The 26,127-nt window shown below is 62.6% G+C and carries 21 protein-coding genes and 1 pseudogene; 9 read left to right on the forward strand and 13 right to left on the reverse strand.

Annotated elements, in window-relative coordinates:
- Positions 1-5: 5 nt before the first annotated feature.
- Positions 6-1,047, reverse strand: a pseudogene (locus ACVWVY_RS10175) (branched-chain amino acid ABC transporter permease).
- A 174-nt stretch (positions 1,048-1,221) separates the two neighbouring features.
- Here ACVWVY_RS10175 and ACVWVY_RS10180 point away from each other — a divergent pair.
- Positions 1,222-1,740, forward strand: coding sequence for a MarR family winged helix-turn-helix transcriptional regulator (locus tag ACVWVY_RS10180; RefSeq protein ID WP_456626256.1), 519 nt, complete (start codon positions 1,222-1,224; stop codon positions 1,738-1,740).
- Positions 1,741-1,749: 9 nt separating this feature from the next.
- Here the strand turns inward: ACVWVY_RS10180 and ACVWVY_RS10185 are convergent, their stop codons facing one another.
- From ACVWVY_RS10185 to ACVWVY_RS10235, 11 genes are all read right to left on the reverse strand, one after another.
- Positions 1,750-3,900 (reverse strand): sensor domain-containing protein, encoded by a 2,151-nt coding sequence (locus ACVWVY_RS10185; RefSeq protein ID WP_456626257.1) that lies wholly within the window; start codon positions 3,898-3,900, stop codon positions 1,750-1,752.
- 180 nt (positions 3,901-4,080) lie between these two features.
- Positions 4,081-5,370, reverse strand: coding sequence for a glycerate kinase type-2 family protein (locus tag ACVWVY_RS10190; RefSeq protein WP_456626258.1), 1,290 nt, complete (start codon positions 5,368-5,370; stop codon positions 4,081-4,083).
- A gap of 12 nt (positions 5,371-5,382) precedes the next feature.
- A complete protein-coding gene (locus tag ACVWVY_RS10195; protein ID WP_456626259.1) occupies positions 5,383-6,609 on the reverse strand; it encodes an ABC transporter substrate-binding protein in 1,227 nt (408 codons plus the stop codon).
- A gap of 220 nt (positions 6,610-6,829) precedes the next feature.
- A complete protein-coding gene (locus ACVWVY_RS10200) occupies positions 6,830-8,056 on the reverse strand; it encodes an ABC transporter substrate-binding protein (protein ID WP_456626260.1) in 1,227 nt (408 codons plus the stop codon).
- A 159-nt stretch (positions 8,057-8,215) separates the two neighbouring features.
- Complete coding sequence (locus ACVWVY_RS10205) at positions 8,216-9,445, reverse strand: ABC transporter substrate-binding protein (protein WP_456626261.1); 1,230 nt, start codon at positions 9,443-9,445, stop codon at positions 8,216-8,218.
- 179 nt (positions 9,446-9,624) lie between these two features.
- On the reverse strand, positions 9,625-10,854 hold the full coding sequence (locus tag ACVWVY_RS10210; protein ID WP_456626262.1) for an ABC transporter substrate-binding protein: 1,230 nt from the start codon (positions 10,852-10,854) through the stop codon (positions 9,625-9,627).
- Positions 10,855-10,868: 14 nt separating this feature from the next.
- Positions 10,869-11,882, reverse strand: a complete 1,014-nt coding sequence (locus tag ACVWVY_RS10215) for a branched-chain amino acid ABC transporter permease (protein ID WP_334390950.1) — start codon at positions 11,880-11,882, stop codon at positions 10,869-10,871.
- A gap of 2 nt (positions 11,883-11,884) precedes the next feature.
- Positions 11,885-12,763, reverse strand: coding sequence for a branched-chain amino acid ABC transporter permease (locus tag ACVWVY_RS10220; protein WP_025588373.1), 879 nt, complete (start codon positions 12,761-12,763; stop codon positions 11,885-11,887).
- A 10-nt stretch (positions 12,764-12,773) separates the two neighbouring features.
- On the reverse strand, positions 12,774-13,487 hold the full coding sequence (locus ACVWVY_RS10225; protein ID WP_025588372.1) for an ATP-binding cassette domain-containing protein: 714 nt from the start codon (positions 13,485-13,487) through the stop codon (positions 12,774-12,776).
- Positions 13,484-14,281 (reverse strand): ABC transporter ATP-binding protein, encoded by a 798-nt coding sequence (locus tag ACVWVY_RS10230; RefSeq protein WP_426532007.1) that lies wholly within the window; start codon positions 14,279-14,281, stop codon positions 13,484-13,486. The genes ACVWVY_RS10225 and ACVWVY_RS10230 overlap by 4 nt, the downstream gene beginning before the upstream one ends.
- A gap of 69 nt (positions 14,282-14,350) precedes the next feature.
- The gene (locus ACVWVY_RS10235; protein ID WP_456626263.1) at positions 14,351-15,217 is read right to left on the reverse strand and encodes an IclR family transcriptional regulator; all 867 of its coding nucleotides are present in this window, start codon (positions 15,215-15,217) and stop codon (positions 14,351-14,353) included.
- A 181-nt stretch (positions 15,218-15,398) separates the two neighbouring features.
- Here ACVWVY_RS10235 and ACVWVY_RS10240 point away from each other — a divergent pair, with 181 nt between their 5' ends.
- From ACVWVY_RS10240 to ACVWVY_RS10270, 7 genes are all read left to right on the forward strand, one after another.
- The gene (locus ACVWVY_RS10240) at positions 15,399-17,495 is read left to right on the forward strand and encodes a 3-hydroxyacyl-CoA dehydrogenase NAD-binding domain-containing protein (RefSeq protein WP_456626264.1); all 2,097 of its coding nucleotides are present in this window, start codon (positions 15,399-15,401) and stop codon (positions 17,493-17,495) included.
- Complete coding sequence (pimA, locus tag ACVWVY_RS10245) at positions 17,495-19,168, forward strand: dicarboxylate--CoA ligase PimA (protein ID WP_456626265.1); 1,674 nt, start codon at positions 17,495-17,497, stop codon at positions 19,166-19,168. Before ACVWVY_RS10240 ends, pimA begins: the two co-directional genes overlap by 1 nt.
- A gap of 32 nt (positions 19,169-19,200) precedes the next feature.
- Positions 19,201-20,391, forward strand: coding sequence for a pimeloyl-CoA dehydrogenase large subunit (gene pimC / locus ACVWVY_RS10250; RefSeq protein ID WP_456626266.1), 1,191 nt, complete (start codon positions 19,201-19,203; stop codon positions 20,389-20,391).
- A gap of 166 nt (positions 20,392-20,557) precedes the next feature.
- Positions 20,558-21,700 carry a pimeloyl-CoA dehydrogenase small subunit gene (pimD, locus tag ACVWVY_RS10255; RefSeq protein WP_456626267.1) on the forward strand — a complete coding sequence of 381 codons (1,143 nt, stop codon included), beginning with the start codon at positions 20,558-20,560 and terminating at the stop codon, positions 21,698-21,700.
- 147 nt (positions 21,701-21,847) lie between these two features.
- Complete coding sequence (locus tag ACVWVY_RS10260) at positions 21,848-22,621, forward strand: SDR family NAD(P)-dependent oxidoreductase (RefSeq protein WP_456626268.1); 774 nt, start codon at positions 21,848-21,850, stop codon at positions 22,619-22,621.
- 115 nt (positions 22,622-22,736) lie between these two features.
- On the forward strand, positions 22,737-24,236 hold the full coding sequence (glpK, locus tag ACVWVY_RS10265; protein ID WP_456626269.1) for a glycerol kinase GlpK: 1,500 nt from the start codon (positions 22,737-22,739) through the stop codon (positions 24,234-24,236).
- Positions 24,237-24,242: 6 nt separating this feature from the next.
- Positions 24,243-24,845 (forward strand): GNAT family N-acetyltransferase, encoded by a 603-nt coding sequence (locus ACVWVY_RS10270; protein WP_456626270.1) that lies wholly within the window; start codon positions 24,243-24,245, stop codon positions 24,843-24,845.
- Here ACVWVY_RS10270 and ACVWVY_RS10275 read toward each other — a convergent pair.
- Positions 24,842-25,252 carry a DUF6636 domain-containing protein gene (locus ACVWVY_RS10275; protein ID WP_456626271.1) on the reverse strand — a complete coding sequence of 137 codons (411 nt, stop codon included), beginning with the start codon at positions 25,250-25,252 and terminating at the stop codon, positions 24,842-24,844. The genes ACVWVY_RS10270 and ACVWVY_RS10275 overlap by 4 nt on opposite strands.
- Before the next feature lie 166 nt (positions 25,253-25,418).
- Here ACVWVY_RS10275 and ACVWVY_RS10280 point away from each other — a divergent pair, with 166 nt between their 5' ends.
- The gene (locus tag ACVWVY_RS10280; RefSeq protein WP_456626272.1) at positions 25,419-26,048 is read left to right on the forward strand and encodes a glutathione S-transferase family protein; all 630 of its coding nucleotides are present in this window, start codon (positions 25,419-25,421) and stop codon (positions 26,046-26,048) included.
- The last annotated feature ends 79 nt before the right edge of the window (positions 26,049-26,127 follow it).

Genomic DNA, 26,127 nt, shown 5'->3' on the forward strand with positions numbered 1-26,127 from the left:
TGCCGTCAGTCCTTCTCTTCCTCGACCGCGGGCGCTGCGAGCGAACGCAGCACCAGCACGGGAAGGATCAGCGTAAAGACGATGACCTCCTTGAAATTACTGGCGTAGAACGAGGAAAAGGCCTCGACGCTGCCCACGATCAAGGCCGCCACTGCGGTCAGCGGATAGCTCACGAGACCACCGATGATCGCGGCGATGAAACCTTTCAGGCCTATCAGGAAGCCGGTGTCGTAATAGAGCGTGGTGATCGGCACGATCAGGATGCCGGAAATCGCACCGATCAGGGACGCCAGCAGGAAGGCGATCTGTCCCGACAACGTGGTGCGGATGCCGACGAGGCGGGCGCCGAGCCGGTTGACGGCGGTGGCGCGCAGCGCCTTGCCCATCAGCGTGAAGCCGAAGAACAGCCACAGCGCAATGATGAAGGCAATCGTCAGCCCGTAGACCGCAAGGCTCTGGCCGGTGAAGCGCAGGGGACCGATCGTGAGCGCCGCGCTGGACAGCGCCGGTCCGCGCAGACCCTCGGCGCCGAAGAACACCAGGCCCAAACCCTGCAAAGCGAGATGGCAGCCGACGGAGGCGATCAGCAGCACCAGCACCGACGTGTGGGCAAGCGGCTGGAACGCGACGCGGTAGAGGAACAATCCGATCGCCGCGACGATCAGGAGCGACAGCGCGATGTTGACCGCGATCGGGGTCTTGGGGCCTGCGAGCGCGTAAAGCCAATGCCAGGATGCCGGCCGGCAGAACGATGTTGAGGGCAAAGGAGCGCGCGACCCGCGTCAGACGCAGCGATCGCCTTGCGTCGAACAGGTCGAGGGCAAAGGCCACCACGCCCATGGCCATTGCGAGCCACGCGGTGCCCGGCACCTTGCCGGTCGCCAGCACGGCGTAGCTGAGCGCGCCGAAAGTGACGAATTCGCCCTGCGGAATCAAGATGACGCGGGTGACGGCAAACACCAGCACCAGCGCAAGCCCGAGCAGCGCATAGATCGCGCCATTGGTAATGCCGTCCTGCAGCAGGAACAGCATGATCGTCGTGTTCAAGACTGGCGCTCCCCCTAAAGCGTCGCCGGTCTGGACCTCATGCGGTCAGCCGGTCGTCCCCATCTCGGCAGTTGAAAGACGTCGATATTTGATATACTCCATAACAATTATCAAATATAACATCAAGGCCCGGCCACCGGCGGGACCTTCTTTCCGGACGACGAGCTTTATCCGATGACAGTTTCCAAGGCAGCAACCGATGCCGTCAAGCCTTCTCGCGCCGGCGGCAAGGAACCTGGCGACGGCGCGGCTGATAATGCCGGGCTGCAACTGGGCGAGCTGGCTGAACTGCTCGGCTATTCGCTCAAGCGTGCGCAGCTCAAGGTGTTCGAGGACTTCCTGCGCTGCGTCGCGCCGCTGCAACTGACGCCGGCGCAATTTTCGGTGCTGCTGCTGCTCGACCGCAATCCCGGACGCAACCAGACCGAAATCGCCAACACGCTCGGCATCCTCAGACCGAATTTCGTATCGATGCTGGATGCGCTGGAGAGCCGCGGGCTTTGTACACGGATGCGCTCGACCAACGACCGACGCTCGCACATCCTGGTTCTGACCGACAAGGGAAGGGCGGTGCTGGCGCGCGCCAAGAAGCTGGTTGCCAGCAAGCACGAGGCGCGGCTCAACGAATTGCTGGGCCCCGCCAACCGTATAGCCCTGCTCGAAATGCTGTCGAAGATCGCAGCCGAATTCTGAGCGGCGCGGTCAGGCCGCGACGATACGGCCTTGAGCCTCACGCGGCCGGCGTCCCGACAGGAATTGCCGCTCGATCTCGGCGACGGGAAGCGGCCGGGAGAACAGGAAGCCCTGCATCTCCGTGCATCCTTCCGAAGCGATGCTGTGGAGCTGCTCCGCGGTTTCCACACCCTCGGCGGTAGCCGTCATGCCCATGCCATTAGCGAGCGCGGCAACCGCCCGAACGATGTTGAGCGAGCTCGAATCCTCGGTGATGTTCTTGACGAACGAGCGGTCGATCTTGATCTTGTCGAACGGAAAGCTCTGCAGGTAAGTCAGCGACGAGTATCCGGTGCCGAAATCGTCCATCGCGATCCGGATCCCGAGCGCCCGCAATTGATGCAGCACCGCGAGCGTCGCTTCCTTGTTGTGGAGCAGGACGCTCTCGGTGATTTCGATCTCCAGCCGCGTGGGCGCGAGGCCGGAAGCGGCGAGCGCGCTGACGATCACCTGCATCAGGCCGGGACTGCGAAACTGGATCGCTGAAATGTTGACGGCGACGTGAAGGTCGTCGGGCCATTGCGCGGCGGTGGCGCAGGCCTGCCGGATCACCCACTCGCCCATCGGGACGATAAAGCCGATCTCCTCGGCCAGCGGAATGAAGTCGGCCGGCGAGATCATCCCTTTGCCCGGATGATTCCAGCGTATCAGGGCCTCGAAACCGCTGATTTCCTTGCTCGCCAGGTTGACGACTGGCTGATAGTGCAGCTCGAATTCGCCTGCCGGCAGCGCCTTGCGCAGGTCCTGTTCCATGATGCGGCGTGTCTGCATCTGCAGGTCCATCACGGGTTCGAAGAAGCGGAACGTGCCGCGGCCGTCGCTCTTGGCGCGGTAGAGCGCGAGGTCGGCGTTGCGCAACAATTTGTCGGGGCTAGATCCGTCGCCGGGACCGACCGAAATGCCGATGCTGACGCCGATCACGGCCTGCTGGCCGTCGATGATGTCATAGGGCTCGCTCAACGCGTCGATGACGGCCTGCGCCAGTGAAGTGGCGTCGGCGGGGTCCGCGATCGTGGCCTGCACGATCACGAATTCATCGCCACCCATCCGCGCGATCGTGTCGGCCTCGCCGACGAGTCCGCGCAACCGCTCGGCGACGATCCTGAGCAGCTTGTCGCCGCAGGGATGGCCGAACGTATCGTTCACGGCCTTGAACTGATCGAGGTCGAGGTGGTGGACGGCCACCATTTCGCCGTGCTGAACCCGGCCCAGCACGTATTCGAGCCGATCGTTCAACAGCACCCGGTTGGCCAAATCCGTCAGCGCATCGTGGTGCGCCATGTATTCGATCTTGACCTCCGATTGCCGCTGCTCGGTGATGTCTTCATGCGTGGCGACCCAGCCGCCGCCGGCCATCGGGCGGTGCCGGATCTTGAAGGTGCGCCCGTTCATCAATTCGACGATGCTGTCTTTCGCCTCGTTGGAAACTGCCACGTTGGTGCGCCAGTGAAGATATTCATTGCGCGTCATGGCGGGGAAGCTGCCGGCTTCGAACCTGAGGTCGACGATCTCGATCAGCGACATGCCGGGCCTGACGCACTCGGGCGCGATATCGTACATCTCGACGAAGCGATCGTTGCACACGATCAGGCGGTGGTCGGAATCGAAGAAGCAAAGCCCCTGCGACATGTTGTTGATTGCGGTGTCGAACTGGAAGTTCCTGACGCGCAGCGTCTCTTCCTGCTCCCTGCCGAGTTCGTATTGCTTCTTCAGCCGGGCATTGAGCGCTTCACGCTCGGTAATGTCCTCGTGGGTCGCCATCCCGCCGCCGCCGGGCACCGGGTAGACGGTGTAGGCGATGATCCGGCCGTCAGCGAACTGCTGCACGGTGGTGTCGAGTGCGATGTTGCGGCCGACGCGCTCGCGGATGTAATCATCGGGCGCCACCGGCACCTTAAGGCCGAGATCCAGCCGATGCCGGATCAGTTCACTGGTGGGTGTGCCCGGCTTCACCTGCTCAGGCGACAGCCCGTACATTTCCCTGTAACGCTCGTTGCAGAAAACGACTTCGCGCTTCTCGTCGAAAATGACGATCCCGAGCGATAAATGGTTGATCGCCTCTTCGAGCCGCGCACTCGAGGGCGCTGACCGCCGGGCGGTGATCTGGCCGTGATCCGTCATATAGCGTTTCCCCAGCCGCTATCGGCGGCTCTCCTCCCCCAGGAGAACGGCCATTAAACGCCCAAGCTGGTGAATTGCCCCTTCGACACCGGCAGATGCGTGCCGGTTCTTCGCAACTTGCTCAACAAAGCGTTAACGCCGTTTTAGCACGTACAGAATGCCGGCACCGGGTCGGAAAACCTAAGCGGGATCCACCAAAATCACCCTGACGTCATTGACGTTGGTGAGCGTCGGACCGGTCAGCAGGAGGTCGCCGGTGACTGAAAAGAATGCGGTGGCGTCGTTGTTGGCGAGGTAGGCCGCGGGTGAGAGGCCGAGTGACTTCATCTTCGCAAACGTCGTCTGGTCGATCACGGCGCCGGCCGGATCGGTCGCGCTGCCGGCGCCGCCGTCGGCCCCGTCGGTGTCGGCGGCCAGCGCCACAATGCCCGACGTGTCCTTCAGAAGGTCTGCCAGCGCCAGCGCATATTCCTGGTTGGGGCCGCCACGGCCATTGCCGCGCACGGTTACCGTGAGCTCGCCCCCCGAAAGGATTGCGATGCGTTTGCCTTCGCTCTGTGCCTTCAGCGCCAGGCGCGCATGGTCGGCCGCAACATCGCGCGCCTCGCCTTCGAGATCCGCGCCGAGGCCGATCACCTCGTAGCCGGCGTCCTTTGCGACCTTGATGGCCGCGTCGAGCGAAGCCTTCGGTTTCGCAATGATCTCGAATTGCGCGCGGGCAAACGCGCCATCGCCGGGCTTGCAGCTCTCATTTCTGGGATCTTCGAGGGCGCGCCTGACGGCATCGTCGACCGTGAGATTATACCTTGCCACCAGCGCGCGGGCGTCCGCCAGCGTACTCGGATCCGGCACCGTCGGTCCCGATGCGATCGCGGACGGATCGTCATGCGGCACGTCGGAGATTGCCAGCGTCACGATTTCGGCGGCGTGCTGTCCGGCGCGGGCCAGCCGGCCGCCCTTGATCCGCGACAGATGCTTGCGGACGATATTCATCTCGCCGATCGGCGCACCCGAACGCAACAATGCGCGGTTCACCTGCTGCTTCTGTGCGAACGAAACGCCGTCGGCCGGTGCGATCCAGTTCGCGGAACCGCCGCCGGACAACAGCACCAGCAGCAGATCATCAGCGGTTGCCTCGGCGGCGAGACGCAGCGTTTCGTCGGCGGCTTTCAGCCCGGCTTCGTCGGGCACGGGATGGCCGGCCTCGATTACTCGGATCTGCCGCGTCGGCACGCCGTGGCCGTGGCGCGTGGTGGCAAGGCCTTGCAGTCGCGACGGATCGAGCCCCAGCGTATCGAGGTAGTGCCGTTCGGCTGCAGCCGCCATCGCTGCCGCGCCCTTGCCGGCGGCAAGGCAGATCACGCGGCCTTTCGGTGCGGGCCGCAGATGGGCCGATAGCACGATGTCGGGATGCGCGGCCGCAACCGCCGCATCAAAGATCGTACGCAGGAAGGGGCGTCGGTCGGTCATGGCAATCCTGTCCTAGTGAGCGAGTTCGCCGCTGATGACATCGCCGAACAACTGCCAGCGCCCGTCCTTGAATTGCATCAATTGCAATTGCTCGATCGGCTGAAAGTCGTCCGGCCCGGTGGAGATGGTGACGCCCGGCAGCAGCCCGCCTTGCGGAAACTGCTTCAGGCTCGCAGCCTGCTTCATCACGTTGTCGCGGGTTAGATTGTCGCCACAACGCTTCAACACTTCGACCATGGTGGTCGCCATATTGTAGCCGGTCATGGCCGAGGAATCGACGCGATTGACATCCGGCAAATATTTCGCCAGCAGCGCGTCGAACGCCTTGATGCCGGCATCGCCCTCCCACTGCGGATCGCTGGCGTCCTTGGCGTAGGCGGCCGAGATCACGCCCTGCGAATTCTCCAGCCCCGCTGGCCGCATCACGGTCGCGGTGGATGCGCTGACATTGGAGATGATGGTGACCGGCTTCCAGCTCATCTCGCCGAGCTTCTTGATCGCCTGCGCACCGAACTTCGGAGTGGTGAAGAACACCACGACATCCGGATTGGACGACTTGATCCGCACCACATGCGAGTCGATGGTCGGCTCCGACACCTCGTAACTTTCCTCCGCAACGATGCGGGACGTATCCTTGGCGAGGCCGTCCTTGATGCCCTTCAGATAGTCCTTGCCCATGTCGTCGTTCTGGTAGAGCACGGCGATCTTGGTCGCCGGCTTCTCCTTCGTGAGATATTTCGCGTAGATGCGTGACTCGCTCTGGTAGCTCGGCAACCAGCCCATGGTCCAGGGAAACGCCTTCGGGTCGTTCCACTTGGTGGCGCCGGTGGCGACGAACAGCTGCGGCACCTTCTTGCCGTTGACGTATTTCTGGATCGCGGTGTTGGAGGGGGTGCCGAGCGTGCCGAACAGCAGCAGAACCTCGTCGCTCTCGACCAGCTTGCGCGCCTGCTCGACGGCCTTCGGCGGCGAATAGGCGTCGTCATAGGAGATGAAATTGATCTTGCGGCCATTGATGCCGCCCTCGTCGTTGACCTTCTTGAACACGGCGCCCATCGCCCTGCCGACCACACCATAGGCCGACGCCGGGCCGCTATAGGGCACGATGTTGCCGATCTTGATCTCAGTGTCGCTGGCGCCGGTGTCGTACTTCTTCTGCGCCAGTGCGGCGGTGGCGCTCGTGGCCATCGCGAGGCCGAGCAGGGTGGTCGCGATACGGCGTCGGGTCAGCAGGGGCATTTTGCAAAACTCCTTGTTCTTCCGCGCCCAACGGGAACAGGCGCTGCGGCTTCTTGTGGGGGTGCCAAGCCGATACCTAGCGCATGATCCGCCGAAGTGTAAGCGGTTTGGCTGGCCAATCGGGTTTTCCGATCGGGCGATAGCAGAAGGCTCATGAAAAAGGCCCCCCGCGACGGTGTTGCAGGGGGCCTGATGCGGTTGTTGGTTTTTGGAGACTAGACTAGCCGCCGGCGTCGCCGGAGAGGATTTCGCCGAAGCGTTCCCAGGTCTCGCCCTTGAACCGGATCAGTTGCACCGAAGAGATCGGGGCAAAGTCGGTCGCCGATGTGTTGACCTTGATGCCCGGCAGCAGACCGCCGAGTTCGAGGTCCTTGATGCTGGCCGCCTGCTTCATGACGTTCTCGCGCGTGAGATTGTCGCCGCTGGCCTTCAGCACATGCACGAGACCCTGTGCGACGGTGTAGCCGAACATGACAGAGGCGTCGGCGCGGTTGGCTTCCGGATAATACTTGTCCAGGAACTCGTTCCAGGCCTTCATGCCCTCGTCATCCTTCCACTGCGCATCCGTCGGATCCTTCAGATACTGCGAGGAGATGATGTCCTGGGCGTTTTCCGTGCCGGCCGGCTTGATCACGCTGCCGATCGAGGCCGAGACGTTGTTGAGGAAGTGCAGCGGCTTCCAGCCGATCTCGGCGTTCTTCTTGATCGCCTGCGCCGCGAATTTCGGCGTGGTGATGTTGATGAACACGTCGGCGCCGGTCGACTTCAGCTTGACGATGTGGGAGTCGATGGTCGGTTCGGAGACCTCGTAGCTTTCCTCCATAACGATCATCGACGCGGCCTTGGCGCCGAGCCCGTCCTTGAAGCCCTTCAGGTAGTCCTTACCGTAGTCGTCGTTCTGGTAGAGGATCGCGACCTTGGCGTTCGGCTTCTCCTTCAGGATGTACTTCGCATAGATCTGGGTTTCGCTCTGGTAGTTGGGTTGCCAGCCCATCGTCCAAGGGAAGTTCTTCGGATCGTTCCACTTGGTGGCGCCGGTGGCGACGAACAGTTGCGGCACCTTCTTGGTGTTCAGGTACTTCTGGATCGCGCTGTTCGGCGGCGTGCCGAGCGGATTGAAGATCAGCAGCACTTCATCGCTCTCGACCAGCTTGCGCGCCTGTTCCACCGTCTTCGGCGGAGAGTACGCGTCGTCATAGCTGATGAAGTTGATCTTGCGGCCATTGATGCCGCCCTCCGCGTTGACCTTCTTGAAGTAGGCCTCTTCGGTCTTGCCGATCACGCCATAGGCGGAAGCCGGTCCGCTGTAAGGCATGATATTGCCGATCTTGATTTCGGTATCGCTCGCGCCGGGATCGTATTTCTTCTGTGCAAGAACGCTGCTCGAAGTTGCGGCGAGTAATCCAAGCGCGGCCGAAACGACCGCAAGTCTTTTCATTTTGGACATTTCTGTCTCTCCCTTTTCATTTGTTAGTTGTATCCGTCAGGCCCCTTTAGCGAAGCTCTTTGACCGCGTCGTGATTAACATTTTGCCGGAAGCCTCACAACAAAAAGCCCCTGCGGCAGAGCCGCAGGGGCGGTATCCTTGGCAGGCGGCTTTGAAGCGCTAGCCGCCGGTGTCGGAGCTCAGAATCTCGCCGAAGCGTTCCCAGGTGTCGCCCTTGAACCTGATCAACTGCAGTTGCGAGAGAGGCGCAAAATCGGTCGCTGACGTGTTGACCTTGACCCCCGGCAACAGGCCGCCGAGTTCGAGGTCCTTGATGCTGGCGGCCTGCTTCATGACGTTCGCGCGGGTCAGGTCGTCGCCGCAGGCCTTCAGCACATGCACCAGGCCTTGGGAAACGATGTAGGCGTACATCACCGATGCGTCGGCGCGGTTGGCTTCCGGATAATACTTGTCCAGAAACTCGTTCCAGCCCTTCATCCCGGCATCGTCCTTCCATTGCGCGTCGGTCGGATCCTTGAAGTATTGCGACGAGATGATGTCCTGTCCGTTCTCGAAACCGGCCGGCTTCATCACGCTGCCGATCGAGCCCGAGACGTTGTTGAGGAAGTGCAGCGGCTTCCAGCCGATCTCGGCGTTCTTCTTGATCGCCTGCGCCGCGAACTTGGGCGTGGTGATGTTGAAGAAAATGTCGGCGCCGGTCGACTTCATCTTGACGATGTGGGAATCGATCGTCGGTTCGGAAACCTCGTAGCTCTCCTCGATCACGATCATCGAGGCCGCCTTGGCGCCGAGCCCGTCCTTGAAGCCTTTCAGATAGTCTTTGCCGTAGTCGTCGTTCTGATAAAGCACGGCGATCTTGCCGTTCGGGTTGTTCTTCAAAATGTACTTTGCGTAAATCTGCGATTCGCTCTGGTAGTTGGGTTGCCAGCCCATGGTCCAGGGAAATTCCTTCGGGTCGTTCCACTTGGTGGCGCCGGTGGCGACGAACAGTTGCGGCACCTTCTTGGAGTTGAGGTATTTCTGGATCGCCGTGTTCGGCGGCGTGCCCAGCGAATTGAAGACGATCAGCACCTCGTCACTCTCTACCAGCTTGCGGGCCTGCTCCACCGTCTTCGGCGGAGAGTAGGCGTCGTCATAGCTGACGAAGTTGATCTTGCGGCCGTTGATGCCGCCTTCGGCGTTGATCTTCCTGAAATAGGCCTCTTCGGTTTTTCCGATCACACCGTAGGCGGAGGCCGGCCCGCTATACGGCATGATGTTGCCGATCTTGATTTCGGTGTCGGTGGCGCCGGTGTCGTATTTCTTTTGTGCCAGTGCGCCGCTGCTGGTCGCGGCGAGCAGTGCGAGGGCAGCCGCAAAGGCCCCCAATCGCAAGTTGATAACGGGCATTTTGATCTCCCTAGGATCAGGATGGATGTGTCATCTTCTTTTTGTTTGGAGCGCTTGGCGGCTCTTGAGGGCATTGAATACCTTTCAGCCCCGTCCAGCAACAAAAAGCCCCCCGCGACGGCGTCACGGGGGGCGATATTTAGTCGGATGCCGCGGGCAACTGCCCGCGGGACGGAATATTAATGAGTTACAGCCTCGCCGCTGATGACGTCGCCGAACATCTCCCACTTCTCACCCTTGAAGCGCATCATCTGAAGCTGCTCAATCGGCGCGAAGTCGGTGGCGGACGTGTTGATCTTGACGCCTGGCAACAGCGTGTCGGCCGTGAAGTCTTTCAGGTTTGCGGCCTGCTTCATGATGTTGGCGCGGGTCAGGTCGTCGCCGCACATCTCGAGGATCTTGGTCAGGGTCTGGGCTGCACCATAACCATAGATCACCTGGCTGTTCGAGCGGTCGGCGTCGGGATAGTGCTTGTCCAGGAAGGCGAGAAAATTCTTCATCCCGGGATCGTCTTTCCATTGCGCATCGCCGGCGTCCTTGGCGTAGTGCGCCGAAAGGACACCTTGTCCGTTCTCGAAGCCTGCCGGCTTCATGACCGCGCCAACCGACGTCGAGACGTTGGCCACGATCTGGAGCGCCTTCCAGTCGATTTCTGCCATCTTCTTGATGGTCTGCGCCGCGAATTTCGGCGTCGTGATGCTGATCAGGACGTCCGCGCCGCTGGCCTTGAGCTTGACGATATGGTTGTCGATCGTCGGCTCCGAGACCTCGTAGCTTTCCTCGGCAATGATTGTCGATGCCTTGCCGGCGAAGCCGTCCTTCAGGCCCTTGAGGTAGTCCTTGCCGAAGTCGTCGTTCTGGTAGAGCACGGCGATCTTGGCGTCGGGCTTTTCCTTCATCAGGACCTTGGCGTAGATGCGCGCTTCGCTCTGATAGCTGGGCTGCCATCCGATGGTCCACGGAAAGTGCGTCGGATCGTTCCACTTGGTAGCGCCGGTGGCGACGAACAGTTGCGGCACCTTCTTGGAGTTCAGATATTTCTGGATCGCGGTGTTGGATGGCGTGCCGAGCGCATTGAATACCACCAGCACCTCGTCGCTCTCGACGAGCTTGCGCACCTGTTCGACGGCCTTCGGCGGGCTGTAGGCGTCGTCATACGAGATGAACTTGATCTTCCGGCCGTTGATACCGCCGTTCTCATTGATCATCTTGAAGTACGCTTCTTCGGTCTTGCCGATGATGCCATAGGCGGAGGCGGGACCGCTGTAGGGCACGATGTGACCGATCTTGATTTCGGTATCGGTCGCACCGGTGTCGTACTTCTTTTGGGCGAGTGCGCTGCCGTTTGTGGCAGCGAAAGTGATGAGCGCCGTCCAGAAGGCGGCGCTTCTTATTGTTGCCGAACGCATTTTTTCTCCTGAGGTTACTTCTTCAGTTTGCCGATCAGTTGCTGGGCGACTATCGCGACCTGCCTGGCGCCGTGTGGCACGAGGAAGATGACCAGGAACAGAAGCACACCGAATACGGCACCGGAGAGGCCTTTGGAGATGCCCTCGGCGATATTCGGCACGAAGATGATGAAGGCGCTTCCGACGATCGAGCCCGGCAGCCAGCCGACGCCGCCGACGACCATGCCGAGGAACAGCGAGATCGAGAGCACGATGGTGTAGCCGTCGGGGGCCACGAACTGCACCGCGATGGCGCCGAGACCGCCGGCAATGCCGGTGATGCCGGCCGAGACGCCGAACGCCAGCGTCTTGTACAGCGCGACGTCGACACCCATCGCTGACGCCGCGATCTCGTTGTCGCGGATCGCCATGAAGGCGCGGCCCGAGCGCGACCGCAGCAGGTTGACCGAGGCGATGTAGATGCCGATCGTGATCACGAGCGTGAAGTAATACAGCCACATGTCCTGCGACATCGGCAGGCCGAACGGCGCGTCGGGCTTGGTCACGACCAACCCCTGCACGCCGCCGGTCCAGTGCTCGAAGAAGCCGAGCTTGAGCAACTGCGGCATCGCGGTGGCAAGCGCAAACGTCGCCAGCGCGAGATAGACGCCGGAAAGCCGCAGCGCCGGCTGGCCGAACAGGAATCCGAAGCCGAAGCAGATCAACCCCGCGATTGGCAGCGTCAGCGCGTAGTTCATCCCGACATGTTCCATCAGGATCGCCGACGTGTAAGCGCCTACCGCGTAAAACGCGCTCTGACCCAGCGAGAACTGGCCACTTCCGCCGGTCAGGATATTCAACGCCAGAACCGCCAGGCCGTAGATCAGGAGCATCGTCATCTGGAAGATGATGAAGTTCTTGACGAACAGCGGAGCCAGGACCAGCGCGGCGAGCACTACCAGCGAGGTGCCCAGGCCGAGCGTCATGGCGCGCTTCGGAACGGCCTCGACGGCCGGTGCTTCTGTGACGACGTCTTCGACAGCGCTCATGATCAAACTCGCTTCACGATGGGCCGGCCCAACAGGCCAGCGGGTTTGAAGACCAGGACGGTGATGATCAGCGCAAGCGCGATCGGGAGTTTCAACTCGTTACCGACACCGGGAATGTAGGTCCCGGCGAGATTTTCAAAGATACCGACGAGGAAGCCGCCGACGACAGCGCCGAGCGGTGAGGTCAGGCCGCCGAGCACGGCCGCCGCGAAGCCATAGAGCAGCACGCCTAGCATCATGTTCGGCTCCAGGAACACGACGGGCGCTATCAGGATGCCGGCGATCGCGCCGATCGCCGAGGCCATGCCCCAGCCCAGCGCGATCATCCAGGAGGTGTTGATGCCGACCAGCCGCGCCGATTCAGGGAGTGCTGCGGCGGCGCGCATCGCAAGACCGATCCGCGTGTACTGGAAGAACAGGAACAGCAGGATCAGCAGCAGCACGGTAACGCCGATCATGCCGGCCTGGTGGGTCGAGATCAGCTGGCTGCCGAGGAACGGCGATGATCCGAACGGCGTCGGATACTGCTTGATGGTAAAGTCCCAGATCAGGCCCGCGACCGAGTTGATGATCCCGTATAGCGCGATGAAGCCGGCGACGTTGGTCAGAACCGGCGCCTTGGCGAGCGGCTTGAACAGCAGCCGCTCGATGAGGATGCCGCCGGCAAAGGAGATGATAAGCGTGGCCAGGAAGGCCCACCAGTAGGGGATGCCCCACTGCATCAATTGCCAGGAAATGAAGGTCGAGAACATCGCCATTTCGCCCTGGGCGAAATTGAGATGGTCGATCGCCTGGTAGATCATCACGACCGCGAGCGCCATACAGGCGTAGATCGCGCCCGTGGCGATGCCGGCCAGGACTTGGTTTGTAAACAGTTCCATGGCCAGCTCCTCAGTAGCCGAGATAGGATTTGCGGACGTCTTCGTTGGTCGCGATGTCCTTGGCGTTGCCCGACATCACGATCTTCCCGGTTTCGATCACATAGGCCTGGTCGGCGAGTTCCAGCGCCAGTTGCGCGTTCTGCTCGACCACCAGAATGGTGACCTTGTCCTCGCGGTTGATCTTGCCGAGAATCTTGAACAGCTCGCGCACGATCAGGGGCGCTAGGCCGAACGACGGCTCGTCCAGCAGCATCAGGCGCGGCCGCAGCATCAGCGCACGCGCGACCGCGAGCATCTGCTGCTCGCCGCCTGAAAGCGTGCCCGCCTGCTGGGTATGCCGTTCCTTCAGCACCGGGAAGTGCTCGTACATGCGCTCGATATCGGCAACGATGTTCTTCTTGTCGCTGCGGGTAATGGCGCCGAGCTGCAGGTTTTCCTCCACCGTCATGGTGGTGAAGGTGCCGCGGCCCTGCGGCACATGCGCGATGCCGAGACGGACGACGTTTTCGGTCGACTTGCCGGACAGCGGCTTGCCCTCGAACTCGATCGCACCCGTCGAACGCACCATGTTGCAGATCGCGCGCAAGGTGGTGGTCTTGCCGGCGCCGTTGGCGCCGAGCAGCGTGGTCAGCGAGCCCTCATTGAGTGAGAAGCTCAGGCCGTGAAGCGCCTGGACCTGGCCGTAATAGGCACGGAGATCCTTGATGTTGAGCATCGCGGTCATTGGTCCTTGCTCCCGAGATAGGCCTTGATGACATCCGGGTCGGCCTGGACCTGGGCCGGGGTTCCCTCGGCGAGCTTGCGGCCGAAGTTGAGGGCGACGACGTGGTCGGCGATCGACATCACCAGACCCATGTGATGCTCGACCAGCAGCACCGTCATGTGACGCTCGTCACGAATCCGGCGGATCAGGTCGCCGAGCACATAGACTTCTTCGTGGTTGAGGCCGCCGGCGGGCTCGTCGAGCAGCAGGATCTTCGGATCGGCGGCGAGTGCACGCGCCAGTTCGACGCGCTTCTGGGTGCCGAAGGGCAGGCCGGAAACCACGGTGTGGGCGACGTCATTGAGATCCAGGTAATCCAGAATCTCGTGGACCTTCTGGTTGATTTCGGCCTCGAGGCGGCGGACCTTGCCGAGCTTCAGCGAGTCGCTGACGATGTCGCTGGAGGTGCGGGAGTGCGTGCCCACGCGAACATTGTCGAGCACTGAAAGATTGGGAAACAGCGCGACGTTCTGGAAGGTTCGGCCGATGCCGATTTCCGCGATCCGGTGCGGCGGACGCGTCAGGATGCTCGCGCCCTCCATCAGGATATCGCCGGAAGACGGCTGATAGAGTCTGGAGAGGCAGTTGAACAACGTGGTCTTGCCGGCGCCGTTCGGTCCGATCAGGCCGAGGATTGCACCTTTGTGCATGTCGAAGGATACGCCATTCAGCGCGATGATGCCGCCGAACACGACGCTGACGTCGCGAACCGCGAGCAGGGGGGCATTTCCCTGCGCGAGCTGTGCCTGCGTCATCTCGTCTCGCCCACGCTGATCGCGGAGCGGGAATGACCGGACAAAAATTCTCGCCGGTCATGGTGAAGGCTATCTGATCCCCTCGGCCAAACGTGCAACTTTCCCTCCTGCTTTTAGTTTTTTGTTGTCTGCTTTTTTGGATTGCGGTGCTGCGCCGCCCAGCGCTGCCTCGATGTTCCTTACCATCGTCACAAGGCGCGGTCCAATGTCGCTCATCAAGCGTTCTTCCGTGAAGCGGAATGCCGGCGCGCCGCAATTGAAGGCATACGGTCCGGTTCCGTCATTGAGCTTCAGCGCCACACCTACCGCGTGCACGTCGTTCTGCCATTCACCTGCGGAAATCGCGAAGCCGTATTTCGCCACCGTTTCGCCCGAGCGTTCGATGCCGTCGCGCATCCGTGCCCATCGGCTGCCGTAATGGTCGCGCAGGTCGCGCAACAAAGAGGCGCGTTCGTCGTCGGGCAGTGCCCAGATATAGGCCCGTCCCATCGCCGAAGTCGCAATCGGTACGCGCGACCCGACGTCGAGCTGTACGCCGAGCGTCAGCCCGTTACGGCTCTGCCCGAAATAGATCATGCTGTGACGGTCACGTCCGCCGACCGCGACGGCGCCGCCGGTCTCGCGCATCAGTTCTTCACGATAGGGTTCGGACAAATGCCGAACGCCGAGATTTGCCAGCGCGGCATACCCCAGCGCCATGGCTGATGGCGCGAGCTGATACTTCTCGAACCGCGGAACGGGTGTAAGATAGCCCAGCTTGGTCAAGGTGTAGGTCAGCCGGGAAATGGTTGGCTTCGGCAAATTAGTACGGGCGGCGATCTCTTGATTGCCGAGAAGCCCGTCGTTGGGATGGAATGCGCGCAACACATCAAGTCCGCGGGAAAGCGCGACGACGAAGCTGCGATCAGTCGCCACCTTTTTCCCTGGACGCTTCATTGCCCGCTACTGCTGATGAGCTCGTTGACAAGGGACGTGCTTCAAAATAACCCTCCGTGTCAAGATGTGGAATTAAATTTCGCAGTGCGAAACTGACAAAATCGACCCTAGCTACTCAACGCAAGTTGGGCGGCATCCAAGAACAAACGATCCAGAGAACAAACGATCCAGGGAGAGTCCCGTGAGCGAAGTGGTAAAACTCGAGCGTCATGACGTCATCGCCATCGTCACGGTCAACAGTCCTCCCGTCAACGCGCTGAGCGCCGCGGTGCGCGGCGGCATCTTCGAATGCATGAAGAGCGCGATTGCGGACCCGGAAGTTAAGGCAATCGTGCTGACCTGCGCAGGCCGAACCTTCATCGCCGGCGCCGACATCACCGAATTCGGCAAGCCGCCGAAGCCCCCGGGGCTCGCCGAGGTGCTTGTCCTGATGGAGAACTCGCCGAAGCCGATCATTGCCGCGATTCACGGCACGGCGCTCGGCGGCGGCCTCGAAGTCGCTCTGGCATGCCACTATCGCGTCGCGACCAAGGAAGCCAAGCTCGGCCTGCCCGAAGTGAAGCTCGGCCTGCTGCCGGGCGCCGGCGGTACCCAGCGGCTCCCGCGCGCGGTCGGCCCCGAACTCGCGGTCAAGATGATCGTCAGCGGCGATCCGATCGGCGCGGCGGACGCGCTCAAGAACGGCCTGATCGAGGAAATCGTCGAAGGCCCGGCCTCAGGCGGCGAGGCCTTCGCCCGCAAGGTGCTGGCGGAGAAGCGCCCCTTGCGCAAGCTGCGCGACGACGACGCCAAGCTCGCTGCGGCCAAGGCCGATATTTCGATCTTCACCAATGCGGTCGCAGCCCTGACCAAGAAGGCGCGTGGGCTCGAAGCGCCCTTTGCCGCCGCCGATGCCGTTCGCGCCGCGATCGAGCTGCCGTTCGACGAAGGGTTGAAGAAGGAGCGCGAAGGTTTCCTCAAGCTGGTCTCAAGCGACCAGTCGAAAGCGCAGCGCTACGCCTTCTTCTCCGAGCGCGAAGCCGCCAAGATCGCCGGCGTGCCTGAGGGCACCAAGGCGCGTCCCGTCGAGCGCGTCGCCATCATCGGCGCCGGCACCATGGGCGGCGGTATCGCAATGTCGTTCGCCAATGCCGGTATTCCGGTGACGCTGATCGAGACCGGCGAAGAGCAGCTCAAGCGCGGCCTCGGCGTGATGCAGAAGAACTACGAGGCGACTGCCGCGCGCGGCGGTATCCCGGCGGATGCCCCGGCCAAGCGCATGGGGCTGATCAGGGGCGTGGTCGGTCTGGAGAACGTTAGGGATGCTGACCTTGTGATCGAGGCCGTGTTCGAAACCATGGCGGTCAAGAAGGAAGTGTTCGAGGCGCTCGACAAGCACGCCAAGCCGGGCGCGGTGCTGGCTTCCAACACCTCGTATCTCAACATCGACGAGATCGCGAAGGTGACAAAGCGTCCGCAGGACGTGCTCGGCATGCACTTCTTCTCGCCGGCCAACGTCATGAAGCTGTGCGAGATCGTGCGCGCCGACAAGACCGCGCCGGATGCGCTGACGACGGCGGTGTCGATCGCGCGCAAGATTGCAAAGGTGCCGGCCGTGGTCGGCGTCTGCGACGGCTTCGTCGGCAACCGCATGCTGGCGCAGCGCGGTAAGCAGTCCGAAAAGCTGTTGTTCGAGGGCGCATTGCCGCAGCAGGTCGACGCCGTGGTGACGAAGTTCGGCATGCCGATGGGCCCGTTCGCGATGAGCGATCTCGCCGGCCTCGACATCGGCTGGCGTTCGCGGAAAGACCGCGGCATCAAGTCGGAAATCGCCGACGCGCTGTGCGAGGCCGGGCGCTTCGGCCAGAAGACCGGCAAGGGCTACTACAAGTACGAGGCCGGCTCGCGCGCGGCGCTGCCCGATCCGGAAGTCGAAAAGCTGATCGACGAGACGTTGCTGCGCCTGGGACGCAAGAAGCGCGTCGTCAGCGACGACGAGATCCTCGAGCGCATGATGTACCCGATGATCAACGAGGGCGCGCGCATCCTCGAAGAGAACATCGCGGCGCGTCCGAGCGATATCGACGTGATCTGGCTCTATGGCTACGGCTGGCCGATTTATCGCGGCGGCCCGATGTTCTATGCCGACCAGGTCGGCCTCAAGCACATCGCCGACCGGCTGTCCTACTACGCCAAGGAAACCAACGATCCCTCGCTGGAGCCGTCAGCCCTGCTCAAGCGCCTCGCCGCCGAAGGCAAGACCTTCGCGTCGCTGGCCGCGCAGTCGAAGGCGGCTTGATGCGGCATCCCGGAGAGCAGTTCTATCCGGAAGGCGTCCGCTGGGACGATCCGCTTCCGCGCGGCACGCTGCCCGACCTGTTGTCGGCAGCGGCCGCCGAATTCGGATCGCGGCCCGCGATCGAATTCCGCGACCGGCCGATCAGCTACAGCGAACTCGAAGCGCTGGTGGAGACAGCGGCCAGTGCCTTCCTGCGCGCCGGCTACGGCAAGAACAGTTCGGTCGCCCTGTTCCTCGGCAATTCGCCGGATCACCCGGTCAATTTCTTTGGCGCGCTGAAGGCGGGTGCGCGCGTCGCGCATCTGTCGCCGCTCGACGGCGAGATCGCCCTGACGCACAAGCTCACCGATTCCGGTGCGCGCATCGTCGTCACGAGTAATTTATCCGCGCTGCTTCCGACCGCGCTGAAGTTTCTCGACAAGGGACTGATCGACAGGTTGGTCGTCTGCGAGGACGACGACTGGGGCGCGGTCGGCGCGCCGCAAACGCCGCTGCCCAGAAACCCCGCGATCATCACCTACAAGCAGTTCGTCGATGGCGTGACCAGGCCGGCCACCTGGCCTTCTATCGACGTCGAGGACGTCGCGTTGCTGCAATACACCAGCGGAACCACCGGGTTGCCGAAAGGCGCTATGCTCTCCCACGGCAATTTCACGTCCGCCGTGTCGATCTACGATGTCTGGGGCAGGCACGCGCGACTGGAGCGCAATGCGATCGAGCGCGTCATTTGCGTACTGCCGTTGTTTCACATCTTCGCGCTGACCGTGGTGCTGCTTTCCTCACTGCGCCGCGGCCATCTGGTCTCGCTGCACCAGCGTTTCGATGTGGAGGCTGTGATGCGCGACATCGAGGTGAAGCGCGCCACCGTTTTTCCCGGCGTGCCCACGATGTGGATCGCCATCGCCGCGCTGCCCGATCTCGACAAGCGGGATTTCTCATCGTTGCGCAGCGCCGGCTCGGGCGGCGCCTCGTTGCCGATGGAAGTCGCGAGGATTTTTGAGCGCAAGGTCGGCATGAAGCTGCGGAGCGGCTGGGGCATGACCGAGACGTCCCCGGCTGGCACGGCGCATCCGGAGAACGGACCGGACAAGCCGGGTTCGGTCGGGGTGATGCTGCCCGGCATCGAGATCGACATCGTATCGATGGAGGATCCGACAAAGGTGCTGCCGGTCGGCGAGTCCGGCGAACTCCGCATCAGGGGCCCGAACGTCACCAAGGGTTACTGGAACAAGCCGAAGGAGACCGCGGAGTCCTTTGTGGGCGACCGCTTCCTGACCGGCGACGTCGGCTACATGGATCCCGACGGCTATTTCTACCTGGTCGACCGCAAGAAGGACATGATCATCTCCGGCGGCTTCAACGTCTATCCGCAGATGATCGAGCAGGCGATCTACACCCATCCGACGGTGCAGGAAGTCATCGTGATCGGTATCCCCGACGATTACCGCGGCGAGTCGGCGAAAGCCTTCATCACGCAGCGCGCGGGCGCTCAGCCGTTCACCATCGATGAGCTGCGCAGCTTCCTCGCGGGCAAGCTCGGCAAGCACGAGCTGCCGACCGCCGTCGAGTTCGTCAAGGAATTGCCGCGCACGCCGGTCGGCAAGCTGTCGCGCCACGAATTGCGCAAGCAGCAGGAGTCGTCGCAAGCTGCCAACGGTAAGAACGTCGCTTAGCCTGGAATCTAATTCGCTCACAGGAGGATCCGATGGATCTCGCTTTCAGCAAGGAAGAAATCGCGTTTCGTGAGGAGGTCAGGGCCTTCTTCCGTGACAACGTGCCGCCGGAAACCCGGCGCAAGTTGGTGGAGGGACGTCATCTCTCCAAGGACGAGATGATCGCCTGGTGGCGCATCCTCAACAAGAAGGGTTGGGGCGTCTCGCACTGGCCGAAGGAATATGGCGGCACGGGCTGGACCTCGGTACAGCACTACATTTTCAACGAAGAACTGCAGATGCATCCGGCGCCGGCGCCGCTCGCCTTCGGCGTCAGCATGGTCGGGCCGGTCATCTATACGTTCGGCAACGAGAAGCAGAAGCAGCAATACCTGCCGCGCATCGCCAATGTCGACGACTGGTGGTGCCAGGGCTTCTCTGAGCCCGGCTCGGGATCGGACCTCGCCTCGCTGAAGACCAAGGCCGAGCGCAAGGGCGACAAGTACATCATCAACGGCCAGAAGACCTGGACCACGCTGGCGCAGCACGCCGACATGATCTTCTGCTTGTGCCGCACCGACACCAATGCGAAGAAGCAGATGGGCATCTCGTTCATCGTGTTCGACATGAAGTCGAAGGGCGTCACCGTGCGCCCGATCGAGACCATCGACGGTGGCCGTGAGGTCAACGAAGTGTTTTTCGATGATGTCGAGGTGCCGGTCGAGAATTTGATCGGCGAGGAGAACAAGGGTTGGGACTACGCAAAATTCCTGCTCGGTAACGAGCGCACCGGCATCGCCCGTGTCGGCGTCTCCAAGGAGCGGCTGCGCCGCATCAAGGATCTCGCTTCCAAGGTCGAACAGAACGGCAAGCCCGTGATCGAGGACCAGGGTTTCCGCGAAAAGCTCGCGGCCTGCGAGATCGAGTTGAAGGCGCTCGAACTCACCCAGCTCCGCGTCGTCGCCGACGAAGGCAAGCACGGCAAGGGCAAGCCCAACCCGGCGTCCTCCGTGCTGAAGATCAAGGGTTCGGAAATCCAGCAGACCACCACCGAACTTCTGATGGAAGTAATCGGCCCGTTCGCCGCGCCCTACGACGTGCATGGCGACGACGGCTCCAACGAGACCATGGACTGGACCGCCCAGATCGCGCCGAGCTACTTCAACAACCGCAAGGTCTCGATCTACGGCGGCTCCAACGAGATCCAGCGCAACATCATCACCAAGGCGGTGCTGGGGTTGTAGCCACAACAACACCTGTCGTCCCCCGCGAATGCGGGGGACCCAGTACGCCGCGGCGGTTATGGCTCACGACGCACCTGCGATTACTGGATCCCCGCCTACGCGGGGATGACGATTGAAAGCTCGGCAACGGGGTTGCCCGAATTGAATTCTGGAGAAAGTAAAGAACATGGATTTTGATTTGTCCGAGGAGCAGCGCCTTCTCAAGGAAAGCATCGACGGTCTGTTGACGGATTCCTACGATTTCGATGCGCGCAAGAAGTACCAGAAGGAGAAGGGCGGCTGGAGCAAGGCCGTCTGGGGCAAGCTCGCCGAGCAGGGCTTGCTGGGCCTGCCGTTCGCGGAAGCCGATGGCGGCTTTGGCGCCGGCGCGGTCGAGACCATGATCGTGATGGAAGCGCTCGGCAAGGCGCTGATGCTGGAGCCATATCTGGCGACAGTCGTGATCGGCGGCGGCTTCCTGCGCCATGGCGGCTCAGCCGAGCAGAAAGCCCAGCACATCCCCGGTATCATCGACGGCAGCAAGACGTTTGCGTTCGCGCAGCTCGAGAAGAACTCGCGCTACGATCTCGGCGATGTCTCGACTACCGCCAAGAAGAAGGGCGCAGGGTGGGTCATCGACGGTGAAAAATTCGTCGTGCTCAACGGCGAGAACGCCGACACTTTGATCGTGACCGCGCGGACCAAGGGCGGCCAGCGTGACAAGACCGGCATCGGCGTATTCCTCGTCCCGGCGACTGCCAAGGGCGTCACCCGCAAGGGCTATCCGACCCAGGACGGCCTGCATGCCGCCGACATCACGCTGACCGGCGTCGAGGTCGGCGCCGATGCCGCGATCGGCGATCCCGAGAACGGCCTTGCGCTGATCGAGCGCGTGGTGGACGAAGCCCGCACCGCGATGTGCGCGGAAGCGGTCGGCGCGATGGATGAATCGCTGAAGAGCACGGTCGAGTATCTCAAGACGCGAAAACAGTTCGGCGTGCCGATCGGCAGCTTCCAGACCCTGCAGCACCGCGCCGCCGACATGTTTGTTGCCCTCGAACAGGCCCGCAGCATGTCGATGTTCGCGACCATGGCTGCCGATTTCGACAGCGCCAAGGAGCGCGCGACCGCGGTCGCCGCCGCCAAGGTGCAGATCGGCAAATCCGGCAAGTTCATCGGCCAGCAGTCGATCCAGCTTCACGGCGGCATCGGCATGACCCAGGAAGCCAAGATCGGCCACTACTTCAAGCGGCTGACCATGATCGAAAACACCTTTGGCGACACCGACTACCACCTCCGCCGCGTCACCGACGCGGGCGGGCTGGTTTGACACCCGCTGACTGTCATCCCCCGCGAAAGCGGGGGATCCAGTACGCCGCGGCCTATCTGCTCTCGCTCATCCGTCTCTGGAATACTGGATCGCCCGGTCAGGCCGGGCGATGACGACTGAATGAATGGAAACAGGGAGCCAACAACAATGAAAAACACCCCGTTCGATCTCACCGGAAAAGTCGCCATCATCACCGGCTCCAGCCGCGGCATCGGCCGCTCTTCGGCGGAGCTGCTCGCCAAACTCGGCGCAAAGGTCGTGATCTCCAGCCGCAAGGCCGACGCCTGTCACGAAGTGGCCGAAGGCATCAAGAAGGCCGGCGGCGACGCCTATGTCATTCCCTGCAACATATCGCGCCGCGAGGAAGTCGAGGCGCTGGTCGCGGGCACCACGAAGCATTACGGCAAGGTCGACATCCTCGTCTGCAACGCCGCGGTGAACCCCTATTATGGCCCGCTGCTCGACATCAAGGACGAAGCCTTCGACAAGATCATGGGCAGCAACGTCAAGAGCAACATCTGGCTCTGTGCGCTGGCGATCCCGCAAATGGCCGAACGCGGCAACGGCTCGGTGGTGATCATCTCATCCATCGGCGGCCTGCGCGGTTCCACCGTGATCGGCGCCTACGGAATTTCGAAAGCCGCCGACTTTGCGCTGTGCCGCAGCCTCGCCGGCGAATGGGGCCCGAAAGGTGTCCGCGTCAATTGCGTGGCGCCGGGCCTGGTGAAAACCGATTTCGCCAAGGCGCTGTGGGAAGATCCGGAAAACCTCAAACGCCGCACCGCCGGCACCCCGCTGCGCCGCATCGGCGAACCCGACGAAATCGCCGGCGCGGTGGCGTACCTGGCCTCCGACGCGTCGACCTTCATGACCGGTCAGACGATTGTGGTCGACGGCGGCGTGACGACGGCAGCGACGTGATCTCTTACCCTCCCCTCCAGGGGAGGGTAAGGAAGGCATCGCGTCTCATATTGACGAACCATCCCCAATCGGATTGCCTCTCCCGCAACCAAAACCTCCCGGGGAAGCAACGCCAATGTCCTTTGTGCTGGCCATCGATCAGGGCACCACGTCCTCGCGCGCCATCGTGTTCCGATCAGACATTTCCATCGCTGCCACGGCGCAGCAGGAATTCCCGCAGCATTTCCCGGCCTCGGGCTGGGTCGAGCACGAGCCCGAGGACATTTGGACCTCGACGGTCGCAGTCTGCCGCGAGGCGCTGGAAAAAGCCGGCCTGACGGCCAAGGACATCGCCGCGATCGGTATCACCAACCAGCGCGAGACCACCGTGGTGTGGGACCGCGCCACGGGGCAGGCGGTGCACCGCGCCATCGTCTGGCAGGACCGCCGCACCGCCGACGTCTGCGCCAAACTGAAGAATGAAGGCCACGAGCCGGCGATCTCGGCCAAGACCGGCCTCATTATCGATCCTTATTTCTCCGGCACCAAAGTCGCATGGATCCTCGATCACGTGCCCGGCGCGCGCGAACGCGCCGGCCGCGGCGAGCTGATGTTCGGCACCGTCGATTGCTATCTGCTGTGGCGGCTGACCGCTGGCCGTGTGCACGCCACCGATGCCACCAACGCCTCGCGCACGCTGCTGTTCAACATCCACACCGGCGAGTGGGACGACGAACTCCTGAAGCTCCTGCGCGTGCCGCGCTCGATGCTGCCCGAGGTAAAAGACTCTTCCGCCAAGTTCGGCGACAGCGACCCGAGCCTGTTCGGCGGCCCGGTCGCCATATCCGGAATCGCTGGCGACCAGCAGGCCGCGACCATCGGCCAGGCCTGCTTCACGCCCGGCATGATCAAGTCGACCTACGGCACCGGCTGCTTCGCGCTCCTTAACACCGGCACCACGCCGGTCGCCTCGAAAAACAAGCTGCTCACCACCATCGCCTATCAATTGAACGGCAAACGCACCTATGCGCTGGAAGGCTCGATCTTCGTCGCAGGTTCCGCCGTGCAATGGTTGCGCGACGGCCTTGGCATCATCAAGCAGGCCTCCGAGACCGGCCCGCTCGCCGACAAATCCGATTCCATGCAGAGCGTCTATCTGGTGCCGGCCTTCGTCGGCCTCGGCGCGCCCTACTGGAATCCCCGCGTCCGCGGCGCGCTGTTCGGCCTCACCCGCAACACCGGCCCCGCCGAACTCGCGCACGCCGCACTGGAAAGCGTCTGCTACCAGACATCAGATCTTCGCGAGGCGATGCGCGCCGACTGGCCCGGAGAGAAGGCCGCCAACGTGCTGCGCGTCGACGGCGGCATGACGGCGTCGGACTGGACCATGCAGCGCCTCGCGGACCTGCTCGACGCCCCCGTCGATCGCCCGATGATCCAGGAAACCACCGCACTTGGCGCCGCCTATCTCGCGGGGCTGCAGGCCGGCGTCTATCCCGAGCCCGCAAAGTTCGCCGACAACTGGCGGCTGGAACATCGCTTCAAGCCGAACATGAGCAAGGCGACACGGGAGCGGAAGCTTGCCGGATGGGCGAGGGCAGTGAAGGGCGTGCTGGCGAGCGATGAAGGGGAATAGCGCCGGATGATCGTCCCCGACGGTTATTCTGACATCCCGGCCGGCAAGATCGCCGCCGTCGTCACGCACCTGGAGATGACCGCGCGCCCCGCGCCGCGTCCCGATCCCGCTGGTGCATGGACGCTGCGGCGGGTTGAGATGCCGCCGCTCGACTGGTTTCGCGATCTCTATCGCCGCGTCGGCGAGGAGTGGCTGTGGATTTCAAGGATACGAATGCCCGACGCGGAATTGGCCGCGATCATTCGATCGCCGCTGATGGAGATCTACGCACTGGCGCATGAGGGGCGCGACGAAGGCTTGCTCGAGTTGGATTTTCGCGAGCCCGGGCGATGCGAACTCGTCTCTTTCGGGGTCACCGAAAGACTCGTCGGAACCGGCGCCGGCCGCTGGCTGATGAACCGCGCGCTGGAAATCGCCTGGTCGCGGCCGGTGACACGCGTCTGGCTGCACACCTGCACCTTCGATCATCCTTCAGCGCTAGCGTTCTACCGGCGCTCAGGCTTTCGTCCATTCCGGCGGCAGGTCGAGGTGGTCAACGATCCGCGGCTCGATGGCACAGTGCCGCGTGGTGTCGCGAGGCATGTGCCGCTAATTGGTGAGCTTGTCTAGAAAATCTCCTGCTTCCCGCGCGCCAGCGAGAACCCGCGGCGATCCACGTTGAAGCACGTCACGCCCGCCTGCTCCGACTTGCACGTAAACCCTCCACGCTGCCACACCTCGCCATAGCTCAGCACCGGCAGCGATCCATCCATCACGGTGTCGCCATGGCAGAGGCGCGTGGCGGGGCCCTTGGCCTTAATCTCGAAGGCGCCGCCGTAGTCGAGCTCGCAATCGGCGGGCCGTCGCGGCTTTGTTTCCATGGCGCTGATGTCGCAGCGGAGCACGTTCTGCTTGTCGTAGTCGAAATATTGGCAGGCGATGTTTTTGGATGGCGACTGGAAGCCGGTCGGGCCGGATTGGGCGTGTGCCGGATGTGAAGTGATGAGCAATCCGACGAGAATTAGCAGATGTCGCATACGTTTGACTCCCATCGTCATCACCCGCGAAAGCGGGTGATCCAGTATTCCAGAGCTAGCGGTGATAAAACCGAGAGGCCGCAGCGTACTGGATACCCCGCTTTCGCGGAGTATGACAGTCCGTTACACTGACGATCCGTCCGCCTCGAAGAGTGATGATTTTAAAATGATCCTGATCGGCCAATACGACTCCCCCTTCGTCCGCCGCGTCGCCATTGCCATGCGGCTCTATGACATCGCCTTCGAGCACAGACCGTGGTCGACCTTCGGCGATGCCGACAAGATCGCGCCCTATAATCCGCTGCGGCGGGTGCCGACGCTGGTGCTTGACGATGGTGAAGCCTTGATCGAGAGCGCCATGATCCTGGATTATCTCGACGATGTCGTCGGCCCCGAAACAGCGATGATTGCGCGGAGCGGCGAGGCGCGGCGGCGGCATTTGCGGATATGCGCGCTGGCGATGGGGCTCGGCGACAAGGGCGTCAGCCTGCTTTACGAGCGCGTGCTGCGCAAGGAGAAGCAGCTCGATCTGTGGGTCGAGCGCTGCAAGTCGCAGATCGCGGGCGTGCTGGAGGTGCTGGAAAAGGAGCGCGCCGCGGTCAAGACGCCCTATTGGTCCGGTGAAAACATCGGTCACGCCGATATTGCGGTCGCCTGCGTGCTGCGCTTCACCGGCGAGGCGCATCCCGCGCTGTTCGGCGCAGGCTATCCCGCACTGAAGGCGCATTCCGCCGCTTGCGAGGCGCTGGCGCCGTTCAAGGAAATCGTGCAGCCGCTGGCGCCGCCGAAGGGGTGAGGGGATTTCGTAAGGTGGGCAAAGCGACTTGTCTCGCCGTAGCTCAACGAGCGAAGGCGGAAGCGTGCCCACCGTTCGG

The sequence above is a fragment of the Bradyrhizobium sp. URHC0002 genome (assembly GCF_054059515.1).